Consider the following 19,193-nt stretch of genomic DNA (forward strand, 5'->3'; position numbering starts at 1 on the left):
CCGCCCCCGTTCGTACGACTTACTGCCCACTGAATCCATTACCCAGAGTGAAGGCGCCTGAGCCCAAACGCCAGAGGAATTCGGAAATCTGTGGACAGGAAGCTCGACGGGGAGAAGTCGATCACTCCGAAGAGTGACGATCACCGTTTTCAGTGGCGTCGGTGTCCCCGCCCGGAGGCCGTACGGCGGGGAAGCGGAGTTCGTTCCTGTCGATCTTCGCCGACAGCGCGGCGAGCGGGTCGACGCCCAGTACCTCGCAGAACTGGAGCAGATAGGCCAGCACGTCGGCGACCTCGTCCTCCACCCGGTGTGCCCTGCCCGGGTCGTCCATCACCCGGTCCGCCTGCTCCGGCGTCAACCACTGGAAGATCTCCAGGAGTTCGGCGGCCTCGACGCTGAGCGCCGCCGCCAGGTTCTTCGGTGTGTGGTACGGCTGCCACGCCCGCGCCGCCGCGAACTCGGCCAGCCTGCGCTGCAATCCCGCTACGTCCAATTCACTCACGCCCCAGGTCTACCACCGACACCCCCGGTGTCTCGCGTGCGTATCCCGCGGCAGCCTCCCCCACCGCACCCACGAGCCGGATGTGCCCGTCGGCGCAGATGCCTGCGGCGAGGCCGAGGAGCGCGCGCAGCTGGGGGCCGTCCAGACATCCGTCGAGGCCGTCGGCGAGCACGGTCAGCGTCCGCATGGCGCTGGGCACTTCGGCGAGCTGGTCCATGGCCAGCACACCGGGGCCGGTGAGCAGGACGAGGGCGAGGGCGAGATAGCGCAGCTCGCCGTCGCCGAGCCGGCCGAGCGGCGTCACGACCGGCGCGCTGCGCGGCGCCGGAATCGCGACCCGGCTCGCCACACCGCTCGTCCCGGCGCCCGCCACACCGCTCGTCCCGGTGCCAGCCACACCGTTCGTCGCGCCGCTCGCCACACCGCTCGCCCCGCCGCTCGCCACACCACTCGTCGCGCCGCTCACCACGCCACCGGACCGCCCGAACGGGATACCCGCGGCCCCGGCCCCCGCCGACCTGGCCGACTCTCTCGGGTCACGGTCCAGGAACGCCCGTACCGTCGCGTCCGGCAGCACCTCCACCCGCAGCCCGGTGACGACGCCCGCGCAGCCGGCGTCCGCCACCGCCGCGAGCCGGGCATGGCGGCGCGCGCACTCGGTGGCGGTGCGGTGCAGCACCTCCGCCAGGTTGTCGCAGCCGCGCCGCAGCCGCCCCTCGCCCATCGGCACGGGAGCCCGCATCCGCCGCGGCTGCGGGTCGCACGGGAAGACCGAGCGCAGCGCGACGACCATCTGCTCCGCGGCCGCCAGCACCTCCAGCTGCCCCTTCGTCTTCCCGGCCACGCGCAACGGCAGCAGGGCGGTGCCGAGCAGGTCGTCGGGGAACGGCGCCCGGGTGACCGGGGTGGTGCCCGCCGTGTGCCACTCGGCCTGGACGGTGCTTCGGCCGGGGTCGCGGAGTGCGGTGGTGAGCAACGTACGGCCGCGGCAGGTGAGCCGTTCGCCGACGATGCGGAGGGAGGGTTCGACCTGCACCGCGAGGTCGAGGCGGACCGGCCCGGCCGGGCCGTCGACGGTGCAGCCGATCCGGAAGCCCCGCCTCCCCTGGGCGTCGGGCCGGGCACGCTCGGGCACGCAGGCATCGGCGTCGGTGAAGGCGGCGGCCAGGTCCTCGCCCGCGCCGAGGCGGGCCAACGCCTCGTACGCCCGCAGGGCGGTGGACTTTCCGCTGCCGCTGGCCCCGGTGAAGAGCGTCACGGGGCCGAGCGGGTGGACGGCGGCGCGGTGCCCGGCGAAGGCGGAGAGCCGGAGTTCGGTGACGGCGGGCCGGGCGAGGCCGGCGGGTCGTGCGGCGCCGGTGGTCCGGGCGGGGCGGTCGGGCCGGGCCGGGCCGACCGGTCCTCCGCCGGACCTGGCGGGCCGGCGCGCGGAGCCGTCCGTGAGCTGCCGCGGTACCTCGCCGCGCGCGGCGCCGCCGAAGACCGGCTCACCACCCGCCGGAACTCCGTCCGTCGGAGCACCGTCCATGGGATCACCGCCCGCCCGGCCTGCCGTTCCGCCACCGCGTAAGGGGACACGGACCTGGCTCCGTGCCGGGGTCGTACAGGCGAGGGAGACGGAGGAAGAGGGGGCGGAATCAGGCGTGCGGTCGGGCGCGGGGCCGCCGGTGGAGTCCATGATCGGACCGTACGCAGACCCACGGATGACGAACCGTTACGCCCAAAGCATCTTCCTACGATCGGGGGACGGCGACTCCCGTCATGTCCTCGTCCGCCCCCGCCTCGGACACGCCCTCGACCTCCGTACCCGCGGGTGCCAGCAGGAAGACGTTGCGGTCGACCCGGTGCATGACGCTGCCGAGCCCGAACACGACGCCGCTGCTGAAGTCAAGGATGCGCTTGGCGACATCGGTGTCTGCGCTCGTCAGATCGAGGAGCACCGGAATCTGCGCGATGAGGTACTCGGCGACCTCGCGCGCGTCCGCGAAGACCTGCACGCGCAGGACGACCATGCGGCGCTGCTCGGCCGCCTCGTAGGGGTCGGGCATCGTGCGGTGGTCGACCCTGGACGGCCATTCGTCACGGCCGCGCAGGGGCAGGACCTGGGCGAGGCCCTCCCACTGCTCGTCGGTGACGTCGTACCTCTCGTACCTACTCATGCACCCATCCTCCCGTTACTCACCCGTTCGGCCCAACAGCGACACGAGCCGACTCGGGTGTGCGGTCAGCGTTCGACCGGCAGTCCGCGCGGTTCCTTGATCCGTTTCATGATGATCTGCGAGTTGACCTCGGTGACCCCGGTGAGCGAGGTCAGCCGCTCGATCCAGAGCCGTTCGTACGCGGCGAGGTCGGCGACGGCGATCCGCAGGAGGCAGCCGGGGCTGCCGAACAGCCGGTGCGCCTCGATGACGTCCGGGATGTCCCGCAGGGCCTCCTCGAAGGCCTCGACGGTCTCCCGGTCGCGCCGGACCTCGATCGAGACGAGCACCTCGAAGCCCCGCCCGACGGCCGCCGGATCGATGACCGCGCGGTATCCCTGGATCACGCCGTCCTCCTCCAGCTGCCGCACCCGCCGCAGGCAGGCCGAGGCGCTGAGGCCGATGCGCTGCGCGAGCTCCAGGTTGGTCAGCCGACCGTCATCCTGAAGCTCACGCAAGATACTGCGATCGATCCTGTCCATGACGCAATTATGCACGCCGGAGTTCATGATTCCGCGTCCGAACTCGCAATCACATTCCATACAAGCTGGCCTATCGTTGCGAAGGCGACACCCTTCGATCTCCGGGACAGACAGACATGCAGTGGACACGCGACGACCGGCCGCGCCGGATCACCCTCATCAGCACGGGCGGCACGATAGCCAGCCGCTGGCAGGGCACGGGGTACGCCGCCGACGCCTCCGGTGACGACGTCCTGGCCACCTCGGCCCTGCCCGAGGGCGTGACGGTCGAGGTCGTCGACCTGTTCAACGTCAACAGCTCCCGGATGACCTCCGCCCGTCAGCTCACCCTGCTGCGCGCGGTCCACACGGCGCTCGCCGACCCCGGCGTGGACGGCGTCGTGGTCACTCACGGCACGGACACTCTTGAGGAGTCCGCCTTCTTCCTGGACCTCCACCACGCGGACCCGCGCCCGGTCGTCTTCACCGGCGCCCAGCGTCCGCTCGGTACGGGGGACGGCGACGGCCCCGGCAATGTGTACGACGCCCTGCAGGTCGCCGCCTCGGTCCGCGACCTGGGCGTGCTCGTGGTCTTCGACGGCCGCGTGCACGCGGCGCGCGGCACCGTGAAGACGCAGACCCTGGCGGCGGACGCGTTCGCCGACCCCTCGGAGTCCAGCATCGGAAAGGTCGGTTTCGGCAGCGTCGACATCCGCCGCAGCCCCGACCGGCCCACTCCGCTGCCCCTGCCCACGGCCGCCGTCGAGGACCTGCCCCGGGTCGACGTGGTCATGCACCACAGCGACGGCGACCCCCTCTTCCTCAACACCTCCGTCGCGGCCGGTGCGCGGGGCGTCGTCCTCGTCGGTACGGGTGCGGGCAATGCCACGCCGGACATCGCCGAGGCCGTCGGCGCGGCAGTCGCCCAGGGCACGCTGGTGGCGCTGAGCACGCGCGTGCCCGCCGGCCCGGTCGCCGAGCTCTACACCGGCGGCGGAGCCGTGGACCTGGTGGCCGCCGGAGCCGTACCGGCCGGGACGCTGCGTGCGGGGCAGGCCCGGATGGCCGTCCTGGCGACCCTCCTGTCCGACGTGGGCCCGGAGCGCCGCCCGGCGCTGCTGCACAGCCTGCTGAACGGCCCGACGCGCCCGGAGCCCGCCCTGACGGCGTCCGGCTCGCGCTTCAACGGCGCCTCCTGACGCGTTCTCCTCTCCCCTCCCTCTCCTCTCCCTCCTCTCCCCCTCCCCCTCCCCTCGAAGGCACCTCGATGACGACTGTCTCCCGCCGTGAGCACGACCTCCTCGGAGAGCGGGAGGTGCCCGCCGACGCGTACTGGGGCATCCACTCCCTGCGCGCCATGGAGAACTTCCCGATCACGGGAACGCCGATCTCCGTCTACCCGCAGCTGATCGACGCGCTCGCCGCCGTCAAGGAGGCCGCCGCGCTCGCCAACGAGGAGCTCGGTCTGCTCTCCCCGGCGAAGACGGCCGCCATCGTCGCCGCCTGCCGGGAGATCCGCGGCGGGAAGCTGCACGACCAGTTCGTCGTCGACGTCGTCCAGGGCGGCGCCGGGACGTCGACGAACATGAACGCCAACGAGGTCGTCGCCAACCGGGCCCTCGAACTCCTCGGCCACGCCAAGGGCGAGTACCAGCACCTGCACCCCAACGAGGACGTCAACCTCAGCCAGTCCACCAACGACGTCTACCCGACCGCCGTCCGGATCGCGGCGATCACGGCCGTCCACGGTCTGCTCCAGGCGACGGCGGTGCTCCAGGACGCGTTCGCGGCGAAGGCCCTCGAGTTCCGCGACGTCCTCAAGATGGGCCGCACCCAGCTCCAGGACGCGGTGCCGATGACGCTGGGCCAGGAGTTCTCCACGTACGCGGTGATGCTGGACGAGGACCGCAACCGGCTGGCCGAGGCCGTGGAGCTCATCCACGAGATCAACCTGGGCGCCACCGCCATCGGGACGGGTCTCAACGCCCCCGCCGCCTACGCCGAGACGGCCCGCCGCCACCTCGCCGAGATCACCGGCATGCCGCTGGTGACCTCGGCCAACCTGGTGGAGGCGACCCAGGACTGCGGCGCCTTCGTCCAGCTCTCGGGCGTCCTCAAGCGCCTGGCGGTCAAGCTCTCCAAGACCTGCAACGACCTGCGTCTGCTCTCCTCGGGCCCCCGCGCGGGCCTGAACGAGATCAACCTCCCCGCCGTGCAGGCCGGTTCGAGCATCATGCCGGGCAAGGTCAACCCGGTGATCCCCGAGGTCGTCAACCAGGTCGCCTTCGAGGTGATCGGCAACGACATGACGATCACGATGGCGGCCGAGGGCGGCCAGCTCCAGCTGAACGCCTTCGAGCCGATCATCCTGCACTCGCTGGCGAAGAGCATCACCTCGCTGCGCGCGGCCTGCCTCACCCTCGCGGAACGCTGCGTGGTGGGCATCACGGCCAATGTGGACGAGCTGCGGGCGGCGGTCGAGAACTCCATCGGCCTGGCCACGGCCCTCAACCCGTACATCGGCTACACCGCCGCCACCGCGATCGCCAAGGAGGCCCTGCTGACGGGCCGGGGCGTCGCCGAACTCACCCTGGAGAAGGGCCTCCTGCCGGCGGAACGCATCGCGGAACTGCTGACCCCGGAACGCCTGACGGGCGCCGAGGCCCACCCGGTCGGCTGAGCCGCCGGCGGGATTCGGGTGCCGCCTCCGCGCCACCCGACGTTCCCTCAGGTGCGCAGCCAGGCCGCCGTGTCCGCCGGGAGGCGGCCCTCCGTGTCCAGTGGGCCGCTGGTGAGGAGGACGCCTTCGTGCGGGGGGAGGTCGGTGGGGGTGGGTGAGAGGTTGACGACGCAGACCAGGCCCCGGGGGCGGGCGAAGGTGAGGACGCCCCCGGGCGCGGGGAGCCAGGTCATCGGGCCGTCGCCGAAGCCCTCCTCGGTGCGGCGCAGGGCCAGCGCCGTACGGTACAGCGCGAGCATCGACTCCGGGTCCGTGTCCTGGCGGTCCACGGCGTAGCGGCCCCAGTCCTGGGGCTGGGGCAGCCACGGCTCGGCTGTGGAGCCGAAGCCGTACCAGGGCGCTTCGGCGCTCCAGGGCAGCGGGACGCGGCAGCCGTCGCGTCCCGGGTCGGTGCCTTCGGAGCGGGCGTGCATCGGGTCCTGGATGCGGTCGAGCGGGATGTCCGCCTCGGGCAGCCCGAGTTCCTCGCCCTGGTACACGTACACCGAGCCGGGCAGCGCCAGGGTCAGGAGCGCGGCGGCGCGGGCGCGGCGGGTGCCGAGTGCGAGGTCGGTGGGGGTGCCGAAGGCCTTGGTCGCGAAGTCGAAGCCGGTGTCCGCGCGCCCGTAGCGGGTGGCGGTCCGGGTGACGTCGTGGTTGCAGAGCACCCAGGTGGCGGGAGCTCCGACCGGGGCGTGCTCGGCCAGGGTGTCGTCGATGGCACGGCGCAGCCGGTCCGCGTCCCAGGGGCACGAGAGGAAGCTGAAGTTGAAGGCCGTGTGCAGCTCGTCGGGGCGCAGGTAGCGGGCGAAGCGTTCGGAGTCCGGCAGCCACACCTCGCCGACGAAGACCCCCTGGTAGGTGTCGGCGATCGCCCGCCAGGAGCGGTAGATGTCGTGGAGTTCGTCCTGGTCGATGTACGGGTGGGGGTCGACGCCCTCGACGAAGTCGGCGAGGTCCGGGTCCTTGGCCAGCAGTGCGGCGGAGTCGATCCGTACGCCGGCGACACCGCGCTCGAACCAGAACCGCAGCACGTCCTCGTGCTCCCGGCGGACCGCCGGGTGGGCCCAGTTGAGGTCCGGCTGCTCCGGGGTGAAGAGATGGAGGTACCACTCGCCGTCCTCGACCCGGGTCCAGGTCCGCCCCGAGAACTGCGAGGGCCAGTTGTTGGGCGGGAGTTCGCCGTGCTCGCCGCGGCCGGGGCGGAAGTGGAACAGTTCGCGCTCGGGGCTGCCGGGTCCGGCCGCCAGGGCCGCGCGGAACCACGCGTGCTGGTCGGAGACGTGGTTGGGAACGATGTCGACGATCACCCGGATGCCGAGCTCCCGGGCTTCGGCGATCAGTTTCTCGGCCTCGGCGAGGGTGCCGAACGCGGGGTCGATGGTGCGGTAGTCGGCGACGTCGTATCCGCCGTCCACCAGCGGGGAGAGGTACCACGGGGTGAACCAGACGGCGTCGACGCCCAGTTCGGCGAGGTAGGGCAGTCTCGCCCGGACGCCCGCGAGGTCCCCGGTGCCGTCGCCGTCGCCGTCGGCGAAGCTGCGTGGGTACACCTGGTAGATGACGGCGTCGCGCCACCAGTCGTCGGTGCGGTGCGAGTGAGGGGCTGCCACGTGACGGTCCTTTCGGGCAGGTCGGGGTTCCTCGCCGCCGGCCCGGTTGCTGCGGGGCGTGTGACGGGCCGGCGACGAAGTCTTCTGGGTGCGCGGGAGGGTAGGGAGGTGACGGCAGCGGCGGGTGGGTGCGGGCGGCGGCCGTGCGGGCGGCCGTCCCCCGGTGCCGGCGGCCGCGCGGGCGGGTCAGCCCTTGAGGCCGCCCGCCGTGAGACCGCTCATGATGTTGCGCTGGAAGACCAGGAAGATGAGCAGGGTCGGCACCGAGGCGATCGTGAGCGCCGCGATCAGCACGTTCACCGGCACGCCGTTGGAGAGCGAGTAGATACCGACGTTGAGCGTCTGCATCGCGGGGTCGGGGAGTGTGAGCATCGGCCAGAGGAAGTCCTTCCAGACGCCCACGACGGCGAAGATCGACACCACGCCGAGGATCGGCCGCGAGATGGGGAGCACGATCGACCACAGGATCCGCGTCGGCGAGGCCCCGTCCATCGACGCGGCGTCGAGCAGCTCCCTCGGGATCGAGTCGAAGAACCGCTTGAGAAGGAAGATGTTGAAGGCGTTGGTGACGGACGGGAGCCAGATCGCCCAGGGCGTGTTCAGGAGGTTGCGCTCCACGATCGGCACGTCGAGGACCGTGAGGTACTGCGGGACGACGAGGACGGTCGCCGGGATCATCAGGGTCGCCAGCATCAGGCCGAGGATCGCCTTGCCGAGAACGGGCCGCAGTCGGGAGAGCGAGTAGGCGGCCGCGACGTCGAGGACGAGCTGGAAGGCGAGCGCTCCGAACGCGTAGTAGAGGGTGTTGAACAGCAGGGTGGCGAGGTCCATGACCTCCCACGCGCGCGTGTAGTTCGCCGGTTCGAAGGTCCCGGGCACCAGCGTCGGTGGTGTCTGGATCACTTCCTGGGCGTCCTTGAAGCCGCTGGACACCATCCAGTACAGCGGGCCGAGGAACGCCAGGGTGAAGCCTCCGACGACCACGGCGAAGACCGTCCAGTAGAGGGCCTTGCCGCGGGGGCGGGCGAGCTGCGCCGGCGAGATGAGTGTGCGTGTGGACATGCTGGTCTCCCCCGGTCCTACTCGTCCTCGGCGCGGCTGAGCTTCACGTACGCGGCCGAGAATCCGGCCAGGAGTACGAGCAGGAGCAGCCCGAGCGCCGCCGCGGCACCGTAGTTGTTGAAGTTGAAGGCGTACTGGTAGATGAGGTAGACGACGGTCGTGGTGGAGCCCTCGGGGCCGGCGCCGCCGGTGAGCAGGAACGGCTCGACGAAGACCTGCATGGTGGCGATGATCTGCATGAGCAGCATCAGGGACAGGATGAGCCGGGTCTGCGGGATGGTGACGTGCCAGATCTTGCGGAACAGGCCGGCGCCGTCGAGTTCGGCCGCCTCGTACAGCTCGCCGGGGATGCTCTGGAGCGCGGCGAGGTAGATGAGGGCCGCACCGCCCATGTTCATCCAGGTCGAGGCGATGACCACGGACAGCATGGACAGATCGGGGTCCTGGAGCCACTGCTGCTCGGGCAGGTGGAGGAAGCGGAAGAGTTCGTTGAGCAGGCCGTAGCCGGGGTCGTACAGGTACTTGAAGAGGAGGACCGAGGCGACCGGCGGCAGCATCACGGGCAGGTAGACGAGCAGTCGGAGGTAGCCCTGCCCGTGGTGGAACTCGTTGATGACGAGGGCGACGACGAAGGGGACGGCGAAGCCGAAGACCAGGGCGAGGGCGGTGAACAGGAGCGTGTTGCGCCACGCCTGCCAGAACGCCGGGTCGTTGAAGACGGTGGTGAGGTTGTCGAGGCCGACCCAGGTGGTCTGGCCGCTCTCGGTCTTCTGGAAGGCGAGGAGGAACTCCCTGACCATGGGATACCAGGAGAACACCGCGAAGCAGACGACCGCGCCGATGAGGAATCCGTGGGCGGTGAGGTTGCGCTTCAGATTCCTGGCGAACCGGCCGGTGGGCGGCGTGGGATCCGTCTCGTACGGCGGTGAGGGGCGGCGGGAGGCCGCTGTGCTCGGGGTCAGGCTGGGGGCCGACATCTCGTCGCTCCTTGGTGCTGGTCTGCCGGGTTGACGTCCGTGGGCGGGGCGGGGACGGCTGGACGGTCCGCCCCCGCCGCCGGTCCCGTCACTGGTTGGCGAGGACCTGGTTCACCTGCGTCTCGGCGGTGGCGAGCAGCTTGTCGATGTCGGCGTCCTTGTTGGTGAGGAGGCCGGACATCACGTTGTCGAGGACCTTGTAGACCTCCTGCGCCTTCGGCGGCTCCGCCTTGCCGGCGACGGGGTTGTCCATGAAGGTCTTGAAGTTGGCGACCGGCATGGTGGCGTGCTCCACCCGGGCCGCGTCGTCCTGGGCCTTGGAGTCGTTCAGCCAGAAGTTGGGCTGCGGTACGCCGACGGGCAGGCCGTCCTGCTTGCTGCGCGCCCAGTCGAACTGGCCCTTGCCGACGGTGAGGTTCTTGAAGTTGAGCCAGGCGACCGCGGCCTTGATCTTGTCGCCGGATATGCCCTGCTTGATCATGTAGTTGTTGCCGCCGGCCAGGGTGGCCTTCTCGCCGGGGATCGGCCCCATGCCGAAGTTCTCGTACTTCGCACCGAGTTGCTGGACCATGTACGCGATGTCGTCCGGCGCCGCGAGGAACATGCCGAGCTTGTCGGTCGCGATCTGCTTCTGCAGGTCGCCCCACTTGAGCAGCTGGGTCTTGCCCATGCTGTCGTCCTCCCAGCGCATGGCGTGGAGGTTCTTCGCGACCTGCTTGCCGAGCTCGTTGTTGAAGGCGGCCTTCGTGCCGCTCGCGTCGACGACGTCACCGCCCACGCTGTACATCTGCGCGGTGAAGTGCCAGCCGCCGGTGTTGCCCGCGCTGTACTCGCCGAACCCGGCGATGCCCTGGCCCAGTCCCGCGATCTTCTTGGCGGCGGCACGGACCTCGTCCCAGGTGCGCGGCGGGGCGTCGGGGTCGAGGCCGGCCTGCTGGAAGAGCTTGCGGTTGATGAGCAGGCCCATCGTGTAGTTGCTGGTGGGCAGGCCGTACAACTTGCCGTCCTTCTTGAGCGAGCCGAGGACGTTCGGGTCGATGTTCTTGAGGAGCGGGACGGACGTGTCGTTGACGTAGGCGGTGATGTCGGCGGCACCGTCGTTGTCGAGGACCTGCGGCAGGTCGGTGAAGTAGGTGTAGAAGACGTCCGGCTGGGACTTCGCCTTGAGCATCGCGGTGAAGCGGGGCGGTTCCAGGCACTGGCCGGGGGTGGAGCGGCCCTCGATCGTGACGTTGGGGTACGTCGCGTTGAAGGCGGCGACGTCGGCCTTCCACTGCTTGAGCTCGGCCGCCTTCGCCGCCGGGGGCATGCAGTCGATGGTGATCGTCACCTTCGTCTTCGGGTCCAGCGGGGCGGAGGGATCGGACGAACCACCGCCCTCGGAACCGCCGCTGCCGTTGTTGCTGCTGCTCGTGCCGCAGGCGGCGAGCGCGGTCAGCGTGAGCGCGGAGACGAGGGTGACCGCGCTGGCGCGGCGCGTACGGCGGAACCGGGCACTTCTCATGGGTGGTCCCCTTCGGGCATGAACGTGGAGGTCGCGTCGCCCCACCGCCGGTGCGTTGTGGGGCGCGCCACACTCAACCACCCTCAACAAGTGAACGCAAGATATCGCGCTGATTTCGTAATTGCCTGACAGAGAAAAGAAGGACTGCGGGGATCCTGACTTACGAAGCAGACGAGGCGGACCGCCCGAGGGGGCCCAACAGGGCCCCTGGAGGCCCGAGGTGGCCTCGAGGGCACTTCGACAGGCCCTATGGCCGGGTGCCTTCACCGCCGGACCGCTGCCGCGCCCCAGCAGCCACAACGCACGCAAGGCCGGTGCAAGCAGCCGCAAGCCGCCTGCACCGACCTCGCCGGGCTGTCGCCCGGGGTGTCGCGGGCCCCGTCAGGGGTTGACGTTGATCTTGAAGGTGGACGTGGTGTTACGGATGTCCACCGCGTTGCCGCTCAGCTTCAGGCCGTTGAAGGTCACCTCCCCCACGGCCGGCCCCTGCCCGGACTCCGGCATCTCGTTGGCCCAGAGGCCGAAGCCCGACTTCGCGTCGAAGGCGTCCCCGCTCTTGCGCGCCCCCGTGATCGAGATGTCCGTGAACACGGTGTCCTTGATCGGGAACTGTGGCTGTCCACCGACGTAGTTGGTCTGGAACATCACTCCGCTGTACGTCGGGTCGACGATGTCGACGTGGTTGACCCTGATCCCCTGGAAGACCTTGGAGGCGGAGAACACCCAGATGCCCGGGAAGGTCTGCGCTCCCCAGAAGTGCCCGCCGGCCCGGACGATCGAGATGTTCTCGAAGGTCGTGGGATCGGTGCCGAAGCCGTTCATCGGATAGCCGAAGTCCAGCGAGGAGATCGTGATCCCGGAGTAGACCAGCGTGTCCGCGATGTGGATGTTGCGGAAGATGTTGTTGTAGCCGCCGTAGACCGCGACCCCCGCGGCCCGCCAGGTGAGCGTCGAGGTCAGGTTCTCGTAGACGTTGTTCTTCATGTCCGCGCCGCCCGCGTCGATCGCGGAGAAGAGCGCGAAGCTGTCGTCGCCGGTGGCGCGGGCGTCGTTGTTGGTCACGAGGTTGTCCGTCGACCCGTTGGTCATGTTGATGCCGTCGGCGAACATGTTGCGGATCCTGGAGTTCCGAATCGTGATCCGGTCGGTGTTGGCGCCCCAGTACAGGCACACCATGTGCTCGTTCCAGATGTCGTCGATCACGATGTCGGAGACGTTGGCGAAGTCGAACACCTTGCCCGGACCGTCGATCCGCGAGGTGTAGTTGCCGAAGTACGCGAAGCCCTTGAAGAGCGACCCCTTCGCCGCGGCCTCGGCCCGGAAGCCGACGTCGGTGTTGTCCTGCGTGGCGGGTGCGTGGAACTTCGTGTACCAGGGCCCGGCGCCGACGACCTTCACGGCCTTGCCGTACACCTGGAACTTGCTCGACGTCTGGTAGTCGCCCGGCGGCAGGTAGACGCCGACGAGAGTGCCCGTCGTGTCCATCCGTACCCGGTCGAGCGCGTTCTGGACGTCCTGGTGGGTGAGCCCGGCGGGGACCGTGTACGTCGCCGGGTCCGGGTTGGCGACCGGCGCGACCTGCTCCAGGTTCACGAAGTCGATCGCGTACGTGTGGCTGTTGGCGGCGTCCTTCTGCAGCCTGATCCTGCTGCCCGCCCGCACCGTCTCACCCAGCATGAGGTGCGCCTCGTCGTAGATGTGGCGCGGGGCGCCCGCGCCCGGGGAGTTGCCGGGCGAGGTCTCGGCGCCGTACAGCCACGCGTACTTCGAGGTCAGCGGGAGCGCCTTCTTGAAGACGCCGTCGACGTAGACGTTGATCGTCGCGTCGATGCCGCCGCCGCCCGGGGAGTCCGGGATCGAGAAGCGGGTCACTAGGGTGTTGGTGTCCGCGCGGGTGGTGAACTCGACGTACTCACCCGTCGCGTCCAGGTTCACGGCCCTGCGGCCCGAGGCCTCGCCCGCGATGTCGCCGACGGTCCGGTTCGGGCCGACGACCTGGGCGCCTCCCCCGGCGTTCCCGTCCTCGGCCTCGTACATGTCGTACGGCATGTTCGCGCCGCGACCGACGAACAGCGGCTGCGTGGAGGTGTTGTTCGCCCGCTTGACCGGCAGTTCGTTGGCGTCGTCGGCGAGGACGACCTTCACGGTGTACGAGCCGTTGACCGCGGTCCAGGATCCGAGACCCACCTCGGCCGTGGCCCCCGCCGCGATGGCTCCGGCGTGCGCCCCGGTCAGCGTCCTGACCGTGGCACCGGTGGAGTCGGCCAGGGTGAGTGTGACGCCGTGGCTGCCCGACGCGCTCGCCACGGTGCCCTGGTTCTTCACGGCCACCTTGAAGGTGACGGCGTCACCGGCCGCGGGGCTGGACGGCGAGGTCGTCACGGCGGACGCGACCAGGTCGGAGCTGGAGACCGGCCTGACCACCAGGGCGGTGGGGCTGGTGAAGGCGTTGTTGGACTCGTTCTGCTCGATGACCGTGTTCGGCTCGTCGGCGACGGCGCTCAGCTGGTACGAACCGGCGTCGCGGGCGCCGATGGAGGCGCTGGCGGTGGTCTGGGCGCCGGCGGCCAGCGCCCCGACCTGTGCGGTGGCCACCTTGGTACCGCCGAGGCGCAGCGCGACGGCCGAGGCGGGTGCGGCGGCCGGACCGCTGTTGCGGATGGTCGCGCTCACCGTGATCGGGTCCGACTCGACCGGGGAGGTGGGCGAGGCGGTGAGGGCGGTGACCTCCAGGTCCGGGTTGGGCGCCGGGACACCGATGACCTGGAACTCGGCCAGCTGGCCTGCCGGAGCACCGGTGTTTGCGGTGAACTTCAGCTGCACGTCCGCGACCCGGGCAGAGAGGGGGATCGTCACGGTGTTGGCGCTCGCCGGGTTGAACGCGTAGCTCTTCGCCGCGACGAGGCTGCCGAAGCCGGAGGCGCTCTGCTCGCGGCCGAGGACCTCGACGGTCTGGCTCCGGGTGGCCCAGGCCGCGTCCGGGTTGAGCTTGAGGACGAGGCGGTCCACGTCGGCGTTGGAGCCCAGCTTCACGGTGAGGGTCTGCGGGTAGCTGCCGCCCGCGCCCTCCCAGTAGGTCGCGACGTTGTTGTCGTTGGCGTTCGCCGCGGTGTAGGTGTGCACCGTGGAGGAGGCGGCGATCGCCTTGCCGACCGCGAGGTCGGAGCCCGTACCGCCCGTACCGTCGCGGGTCACGGCGTTGCTGTTCGCCGACCGGTTGCCTGCCGCGTCCTTGGCGCGGACGTGGTAGGTGACGGTGGCGGAGGCCGGCTGCGTGTCGGTGTAGGTGGTGACGTTGCCGGCGACGCTGCCGCGGAGCGTGTTGTCGGCGTAGATGTCGTAACCGGTGACGCCGGTGTTGTCGGAGGAGGCGTTCCAGGTCAGTCGGATCTGACCGGCGCCCGGTTCGGTGAGGGCGAGGTTCGTCGGCGCGGTCGGTGCCTGGGTGTCCCCGGTGTCACCGGTGCGCGTCACGCTGTTGCTGTCGGCGGACTGGTTGCCGGCGGCGTCCTTGGCCCGGACGAGGTAGGTGACCGTCTGGTTCGCCGGCCGGGTGTCGGTGAAGGTCGTGACGCCCCCGCCGACGCTGGTCAGCAGGGCGCCGTTGGCGTAGATGTCGTAGCCCGTCACGCCGACGTTGTCGGTGGCCGCGTTCCAGGTGAGCCTGATCTGGTCGGTGGCGGGCTGGGTGAGGGCGAGGTTCGCGGGTGCCGACGGGGCCTGGGTGTCGCCGGTCTGCGGGCCGTAGACCTCCAGCTCGGAGAGCTGTCCGGCGGCCTGGACGCTGTTCGCGGTGACCAGGACGCGTACGTACCGGGTGGTGGCCGCGTCGAAGGTGATCGTCGCGGAATGCCCGGCCGCGGCGTCGAAGGTGTACGCCCGGGAGGCGGTCAGGTCGGTGAAGGCTGTGCCGTTGGTGCTGCCCTGGATCTTCAGGGTCTGGCTGCGTGCCTCCCAGCCGGAGGGGAGCCGCAGGACCACCCTGTCGACACGGACGGCTGAGCCCAGGTCGGCCTGGATCCACTGCGGGAGGGCGTTGTTGGTGCTCTCCCAGTACGTGGCCCGGTTGCCGTCGTTGGCGTTGCCCGCCGCGTACACCTGGGTGTGGCTGCTGGCGGTCAGGGTGCGGCCGCTCGCGAGGTTCACGGACGACCCGTCGGCGGCGTGCACCTCCAGCTCGGAGAGCTGGGCGGCCTGCCAGCCGGTGTTGGCGGTGATGTGGACGCGGACGAACCGCGCCTGGGTGGCGGGGAAGCTCACGGTGACCGTGTTGGCCGCGCCCGGGCTGAAGGTGTAGGTGGCGGAGTTCTTCAGGGTGGCGAAGCTCGTGCCGTCGGCGCTGCCCTGGACGGAGAGCGTCTGGTGACGGCTCTCCCAGCCGGCGGGCAGCTTCAGGACCACCTCGTCCACGCGTTCCGTGGTGCCGAGGTCGGCCTGGACCCATTGCGGCAGGCTGCTGCCGGCGCTCTGCCAGTACGAGCCCTGGTTGCCGTCGGTGATGTTCGCGGCGCCGTACTCGGCGACGGCGCTGCTCGCCGCCGCGGTGTCACCGAGGGCGATGTTGGGGCCGCCGGCGGCCTGGGCGGTCATCAGCGGACCGCCCAGGGTCAGGAGGCTGGTCGCGACCACGGCGCTCAGGAACCGTGGTCTCCAGTCGGAGATGCTCATCTGTCCTCTCAGTCCTCGATCTCGGCCTCGCGCCCGACCGGCGGCGAGGCACGGCTCAGGGGCGGCGGCCCCGTCGGTACGGGGCCGCCGCAGGGGGGTGTGGCGTGAGGATCAGTTCCTGTTGACGACGAACTGCGAGCCGGGCTCGACGAGGACGTCGCCCTCGGCCGAGTCGGTGATGGTCACGTTCGTCAGCGTCGCGCTGCCGCGCGCCCCGCTCATCGCGAGGATCCCGGAGCCGTTGTTCGACTTGTCGATGCGGACGTTGGTGATCTTCACGTCCGGCATCTCGCCGCCACCCGTCTTGAACTGGATGCCGTCGTACGTCGAGTCGAGGATGTCGGTGTCCCGGATGGTGACGCCCGGGATCGGCTGGCCCTGCGCGAAGAGTGTGATCGCGCCGAACTCCTGGTCCTCGTTCCAGAACGCGCCGCCGGTGCGGTGCAGGGCGTTGTTGGCGATCAGCGTCTGCCCGGAGAAGGGCAGCGGGTCGTGGTCGGTCGCCAGCATGATCCCGGGGTAGTTCATGGTGTCCGAGATGATGTTGTTCTCGATGGTGTTGCCGAAGCCGCCGTAGACCGCGATGCCGTTGGCGCGCCACGGCAGTTGGATGGTGTTGTTGCGGAAGTGGTTGTTGGATCCGATGTCCACCGAGGTGTCCTTGACGTACTTGCTGGCCCAGACGGCCAGCGCGTCGTCGCCGGTGTTGCGGAAGGACGAGTCGAAGACGGTCGAGTTACGGGTGCCGTTGGCGAAGTTGATGCCGTCGGCGTATGTGTTGCGGATCCGCATGCCGGTGAACTCGAGACCGTCGCCGGGGCCCCAGAGCTCGGGGATGTTGGAGTAGTCCCGGCCGGCCCAGACGCCGACGTTGGCGTGCTCGATCCAGACGTTGCTGATCTGGGTGCCCTTGCCGAAGCGGCCGTTGAGGCCGACGCCGCCCTCGGCGTTGCCGTCACCGCCGCGGATCTGGCCCGACCCGAAGATGGCGATGTCGGAGATCTGTGTGTTGTGGTCGATGTCGAAGCCGAAGTTGCCCTCGTGCGGGTGGTTGATGCCGCCCGCCTGGTGCGGCGGGGTCAGCGTGTACAGCTGGGAGTGCCACATGCCCGCACCGCGGATCGTGACGTCCCTGATGCCGACCTGGTTGAACTGCCCCCGGTTGAGCGGGTCGTCGGTGAGGATCTTCTGCTCCTGGCGCCACTGCCCGGCGGGGATCCAGACGCAGGGGATCTGACCGTTCTGGTCGGCGGTCACCGCGCGCTGGAGGGCGTCGGTGTCGTCGATGCCGTCGTTGGGGACGGCGCCGTACTCGGTGATGGAGACGCAGTTCGCCGGCTTGGCGGCCGGGGGCGCGACCTGCTCCAGGTCGATCAGGTCGATGACGTAGAAGGCCGCCGAGTCGCCGGCGTCGCGCTGGAGCCGGAACTTCGTGCCCACGGGGTAGGTCTGCGCCAGCAGCGCGTGCGACTCGTCGAAGAGCCGTCGCGCGTCACCGCCGGGGCGGTTGGTGAGCCCCTCGGGGTCGTCGGTGGTGCCGTAGAGCCAGCTGTGCTTGGACGACAGGGTCAGCTTGCGGACGAAGACGCCGTCCGCGTACAGGCTGATCGTCGCGTCCGCCCCGCCGCCGGCGGAGGAGTCGGGGACGGAGTTGCGCACCACGATCGAGTTGGACGGGTTGGTCGAGGTGAACTCGACGTACTGGCCCTGGGAGTTCAGGCGCACCGACTTGCGGCCGGAGGACTCGGTGGCGAAGTTGGTGTGACCGAACGTCCGTTTCTGGTCGGCGGTGAGCAGCGTGCCCTCGTAGCGGGCGTCCTCCGCCTCGTACTCGGTGTACGGGACGGCCGCGCCGCGTCCGACGACGAGGGAACGGGTGAAGACGTTGTTGTTCTCGTCGGTCTCGGTGACGGTGCCGGTGGCGTCGGCGGTCGCGGTGAGGGTGGCGCCGCCGCTGGTCGCCGTCCAGGTTCCTGAGATCGGGACGGTGACCGTCTGACCGGCGGCGATCGCGCCCGCGGTGCCGTTCAGGGTGGTCGATCCGGCCGTCAGGCGGGTGACCGTGCCGGCCGGAGCGCCGGTGGTGCCACGGTTGTGGACCGTCACGGTGAAGGTGACGGCCGAGCCGACGGCGGGGCTGGCCGGGTTGGTGGCGATCCCGGTGACCCGCAGATCGGGGCCGGGGCTCTGGCCGACGACCAGTTTCGCCGTCGCCGTCCGGCTGTTGTTGGTGTCGTCCTGCTCCGCGACGGTGCCGGCCGGGTCGACCACGGCCGAGACGGTGTACGAGCCCAAGGGGCGCTTGCCCACCGTGACCGGGACGGTCGCCGAGGCGCCGGCGGCGAGCGCGGCGACCGGGGCGGAACCGGCGACGGCGCCCTCCAGGCTGACCTGGACGGTGGTCGCGGCCGCCGGGGCGGTGCCGGCGTTGCGTACGGTGGCGTTGACCGTCACCGTGTCCGTCTCCGACGGGGAGGAGGGGGTCCACGCCAGGTCGGTCACGGTGAGGTCGGGGTTGGGTGCGGCCGCTCCGACGACCTGGAACTCCGCGACCTGGCCGCCGGGGGCGCCGGTGTTGGAGAAGAAGGCGAGGCGCAGATCCGCGTACCGTCCGGTCACCGGGATCGTGACGGAGTTCTGACCGGCGGCGGGGCTGAACGCGTAGTCGGCGCGGGCCTTGAGCGAGGTGAAGCCGGAGGCCGACTGCTCACGCCCGAGGACCTCGATCGACTGTGTTCTGGGCCCCCACACCTGGTCGGGGTTGAGCTTGACCACCACGGCCCGGACGTCGGCGCTCGCGCCGAGTTTCACCGTCAGGGTGGACGGGAAGCCCGCGGACTCCCAGTAGGTGCCGGTGTTGTCGTCGTTGGCGTGGGCGGCGACGTAGGTCTGGGTCGCCGAGGACGCCTCGATCGGCTTGTTGCGCGCGAGGTTGGTCCCCTCGACCGGAGGGTCGACCGGGCCGCCCTCGCCGTGGATCTCCACCTCGGAGAGCTGGGCGGCGTTCCAGCCGGAGTTCGCCGTCACCTGGATCCGTACGTACCGGGTGGTGGCGGAGGTGAGGGCGATGCTCACGGTGTTCGCCCTGGCCGGGTCGAACGCGCGGGGCTGGGCGGCGGCGAGGGTGGTGAAGGAGCTGCCGTCGCTGCTGCCGAGGACGCCGACGGTCTGCGAGCGTGCCTCCCAGGTGGTGGGGAGCTTCAGGACGACGTCGTCCACACGGGTGCTCGCGCCGAGGTCGATCTGCACCCACTGGAGGAACGATCCTGCCGGACCCTCCCAGTAGGACTGCTGGCTTCCGTCGGTGACGTTGCCCGCCGGGTACGCGCCGTGGGCGCCGCCGGCGGTCACCGTTCTGCCGAGCGCCAGGTTGGGCCCGGCCGCCGCGGCGTACGCGTGGACGGGCAGGAGCCCCACGGCGACCAGTCCGGCTATCAGCATGCCGACCGTCAACCGCCAGCTCAGGATGTTGCCTCTCATATGGGCCTC

Annotated in this window: 12 protein-coding genes; 2 read left to right on the top strand and 10 right to left on the bottom strand. The window is 70.4% G+C overall.

Translation table 11 applies throughout. The features are described 5' to 3' along the window. Nucleotides 1-121: 121 nt before the first annotated feature. The 4 genes from ACFY8U_RS26870 to ACFY8U_RS26885 all read right to left on the bottom strand — a co-directional run bounded on the left by ACFY8U_RS26870 (nt 122) and on the right by ACFY8U_RS26885 (nt 3,182). On the bottom strand, nt 122-502 hold the full coding sequence (locus ACFY8U_RS26870; protein WP_389574538.1) for a nucleotide pyrophosphohydrolase: 381 nt from the start codon (nt 500-502) through the stop codon (nt 122-124). After that, nucleotides 495-2,030, bottom strand: coding sequence for an ATP-binding protein (locus ACFY8U_RS26875; RefSeq protein WP_389574540.1), 1,536 nt, complete (start codon nt 2,028-2,030; stop codon nt 495-497). Before ACFY8U_RS26875 ends, ACFY8U_RS26870 begins: the two co-directional genes overlap by 8 nt. 205 nt (nt 2,031-2,235) lie before the next feature. Further along, nucleotides 2,236-2,661, bottom strand: coding sequence for a cell division protein SepF (locus tag ACFY8U_RS26880; RefSeq protein WP_361440856.1), 426 nt, complete (start codon nt 2,659-2,661; stop codon nt 2,236-2,238). A 65-nt stretch (nt 2,662-2,726) separates the two neighbouring features. After that, on the bottom strand, nt 2,727-3,182 hold the full coding sequence (locus ACFY8U_RS26885) for an Lrp/AsnC family transcriptional regulator (protein ID WP_389574542.1): 456 nt from the start codon (nt 3,180-3,182) through the stop codon (nt 2,727-2,729). A 116-nt stretch (nt 3,183-3,298) separates the two neighbouring features. Between ACFY8U_RS26885 and ACFY8U_RS26890 the strand changes: the two genes are divergently transcribed. After that, the gene (locus ACFY8U_RS26890; RefSeq protein WP_389574545.1) at nt 3,299-4,360 is read left to right on the top strand and encodes an asparaginase; all 1,062 of its coding nucleotides are present in this window, start codon (nt 3,299-3,301) and stop codon (nt 4,358-4,360) included. Nucleotides 4,361-4,428: 68 nt separating this feature from the next. Continuing rightward, nucleotides 4,429-5,841 (top strand): aspartate ammonia-lyase, encoded by a 1,413-nt coding sequence (gene aspA, locus ACFY8U_RS26895; RefSeq protein ID WP_389574548.1) that lies wholly within the window; start codon nt 4,429-4,431, stop codon nt 5,839-5,841. Nucleotides 5,842-5,888: 47 nt separating this feature from the next. On the opposite strand, the gene ACFY8U_RS26900 is transcribed toward aspA, so the two are convergent. From ACFY8U_RS26900 to ACFY8U_RS26925, 6 genes are all read right to left on the bottom strand, one after another. After that, on the bottom strand, nt 5,889-7,493 hold the full coding sequence (locus ACFY8U_RS26900) for a glycoside hydrolase family 13 protein (protein ID WP_389574551.1): 1,605 nt from the start codon (nt 7,491-7,493) through the stop codon (nt 5,889-5,891). Between the two features lie 186 nt (nt 7,494-7,679). Next, nucleotides 7,680-8,555: a carbohydrate ABC transporter permease gene (locus tag ACFY8U_RS26905; protein ID WP_389574554.1), complete on the bottom strand. Its 876-nt coding sequence runs from the start codon at nt 8,553-8,555 to the stop codon at nt 7,680-7,682. A gap of 17 nt (nt 8,556-8,572) precedes the next feature. Continuing rightward, complete coding sequence (locus ACFY8U_RS26910; RefSeq protein WP_389574557.1) at nt 8,573-9,532, bottom strand: carbohydrate ABC transporter permease; 960 nt, start codon at nt 9,530-9,532, stop codon at nt 8,573-8,575. 88 nt (nt 9,533-9,620) lie between these two features. After that, complete coding sequence (locus ACFY8U_RS26915; protein WP_389574560.1) at nt 9,621-11,036, bottom strand: extracellular solute-binding protein; 1,416 nt, start codon at nt 11,034-11,036, stop codon at nt 9,621-9,623. A gap of 381 nt (nt 11,037-11,417) precedes the next feature. Beyond that, complete coding sequence (locus ACFY8U_RS26920) at nt 11,418-15,704, bottom strand: discoidin domain-containing protein (protein WP_389574563.1); 4,287 nt, start codon at nt 15,702-15,704, stop codon at nt 11,418-11,420. Nucleotides 15,705-15,815: 111 nt separating this feature from the next. Continuing rightward, the gene (locus tag ACFY8U_RS26925; RefSeq protein ID WP_389574566.1) at nt 15,816-19,184 is read right to left on the bottom strand and encodes a CARDB domain-containing protein; all 3,369 of its coding nucleotides are present in this window, start codon (nt 19,182-19,184) and stop codon (nt 15,816-15,818) included. Nucleotides 19,185-19,193: the final 9 nt, after the last annotated feature.

Source organism: Streptomyces sp. NPDC012508 (assembly GCF_042902595.1).
Lineage (GTDB): Bacteria > Actinomycetota > Actinomycetes > Streptomycetales > Streptomycetaceae > Streptomyces.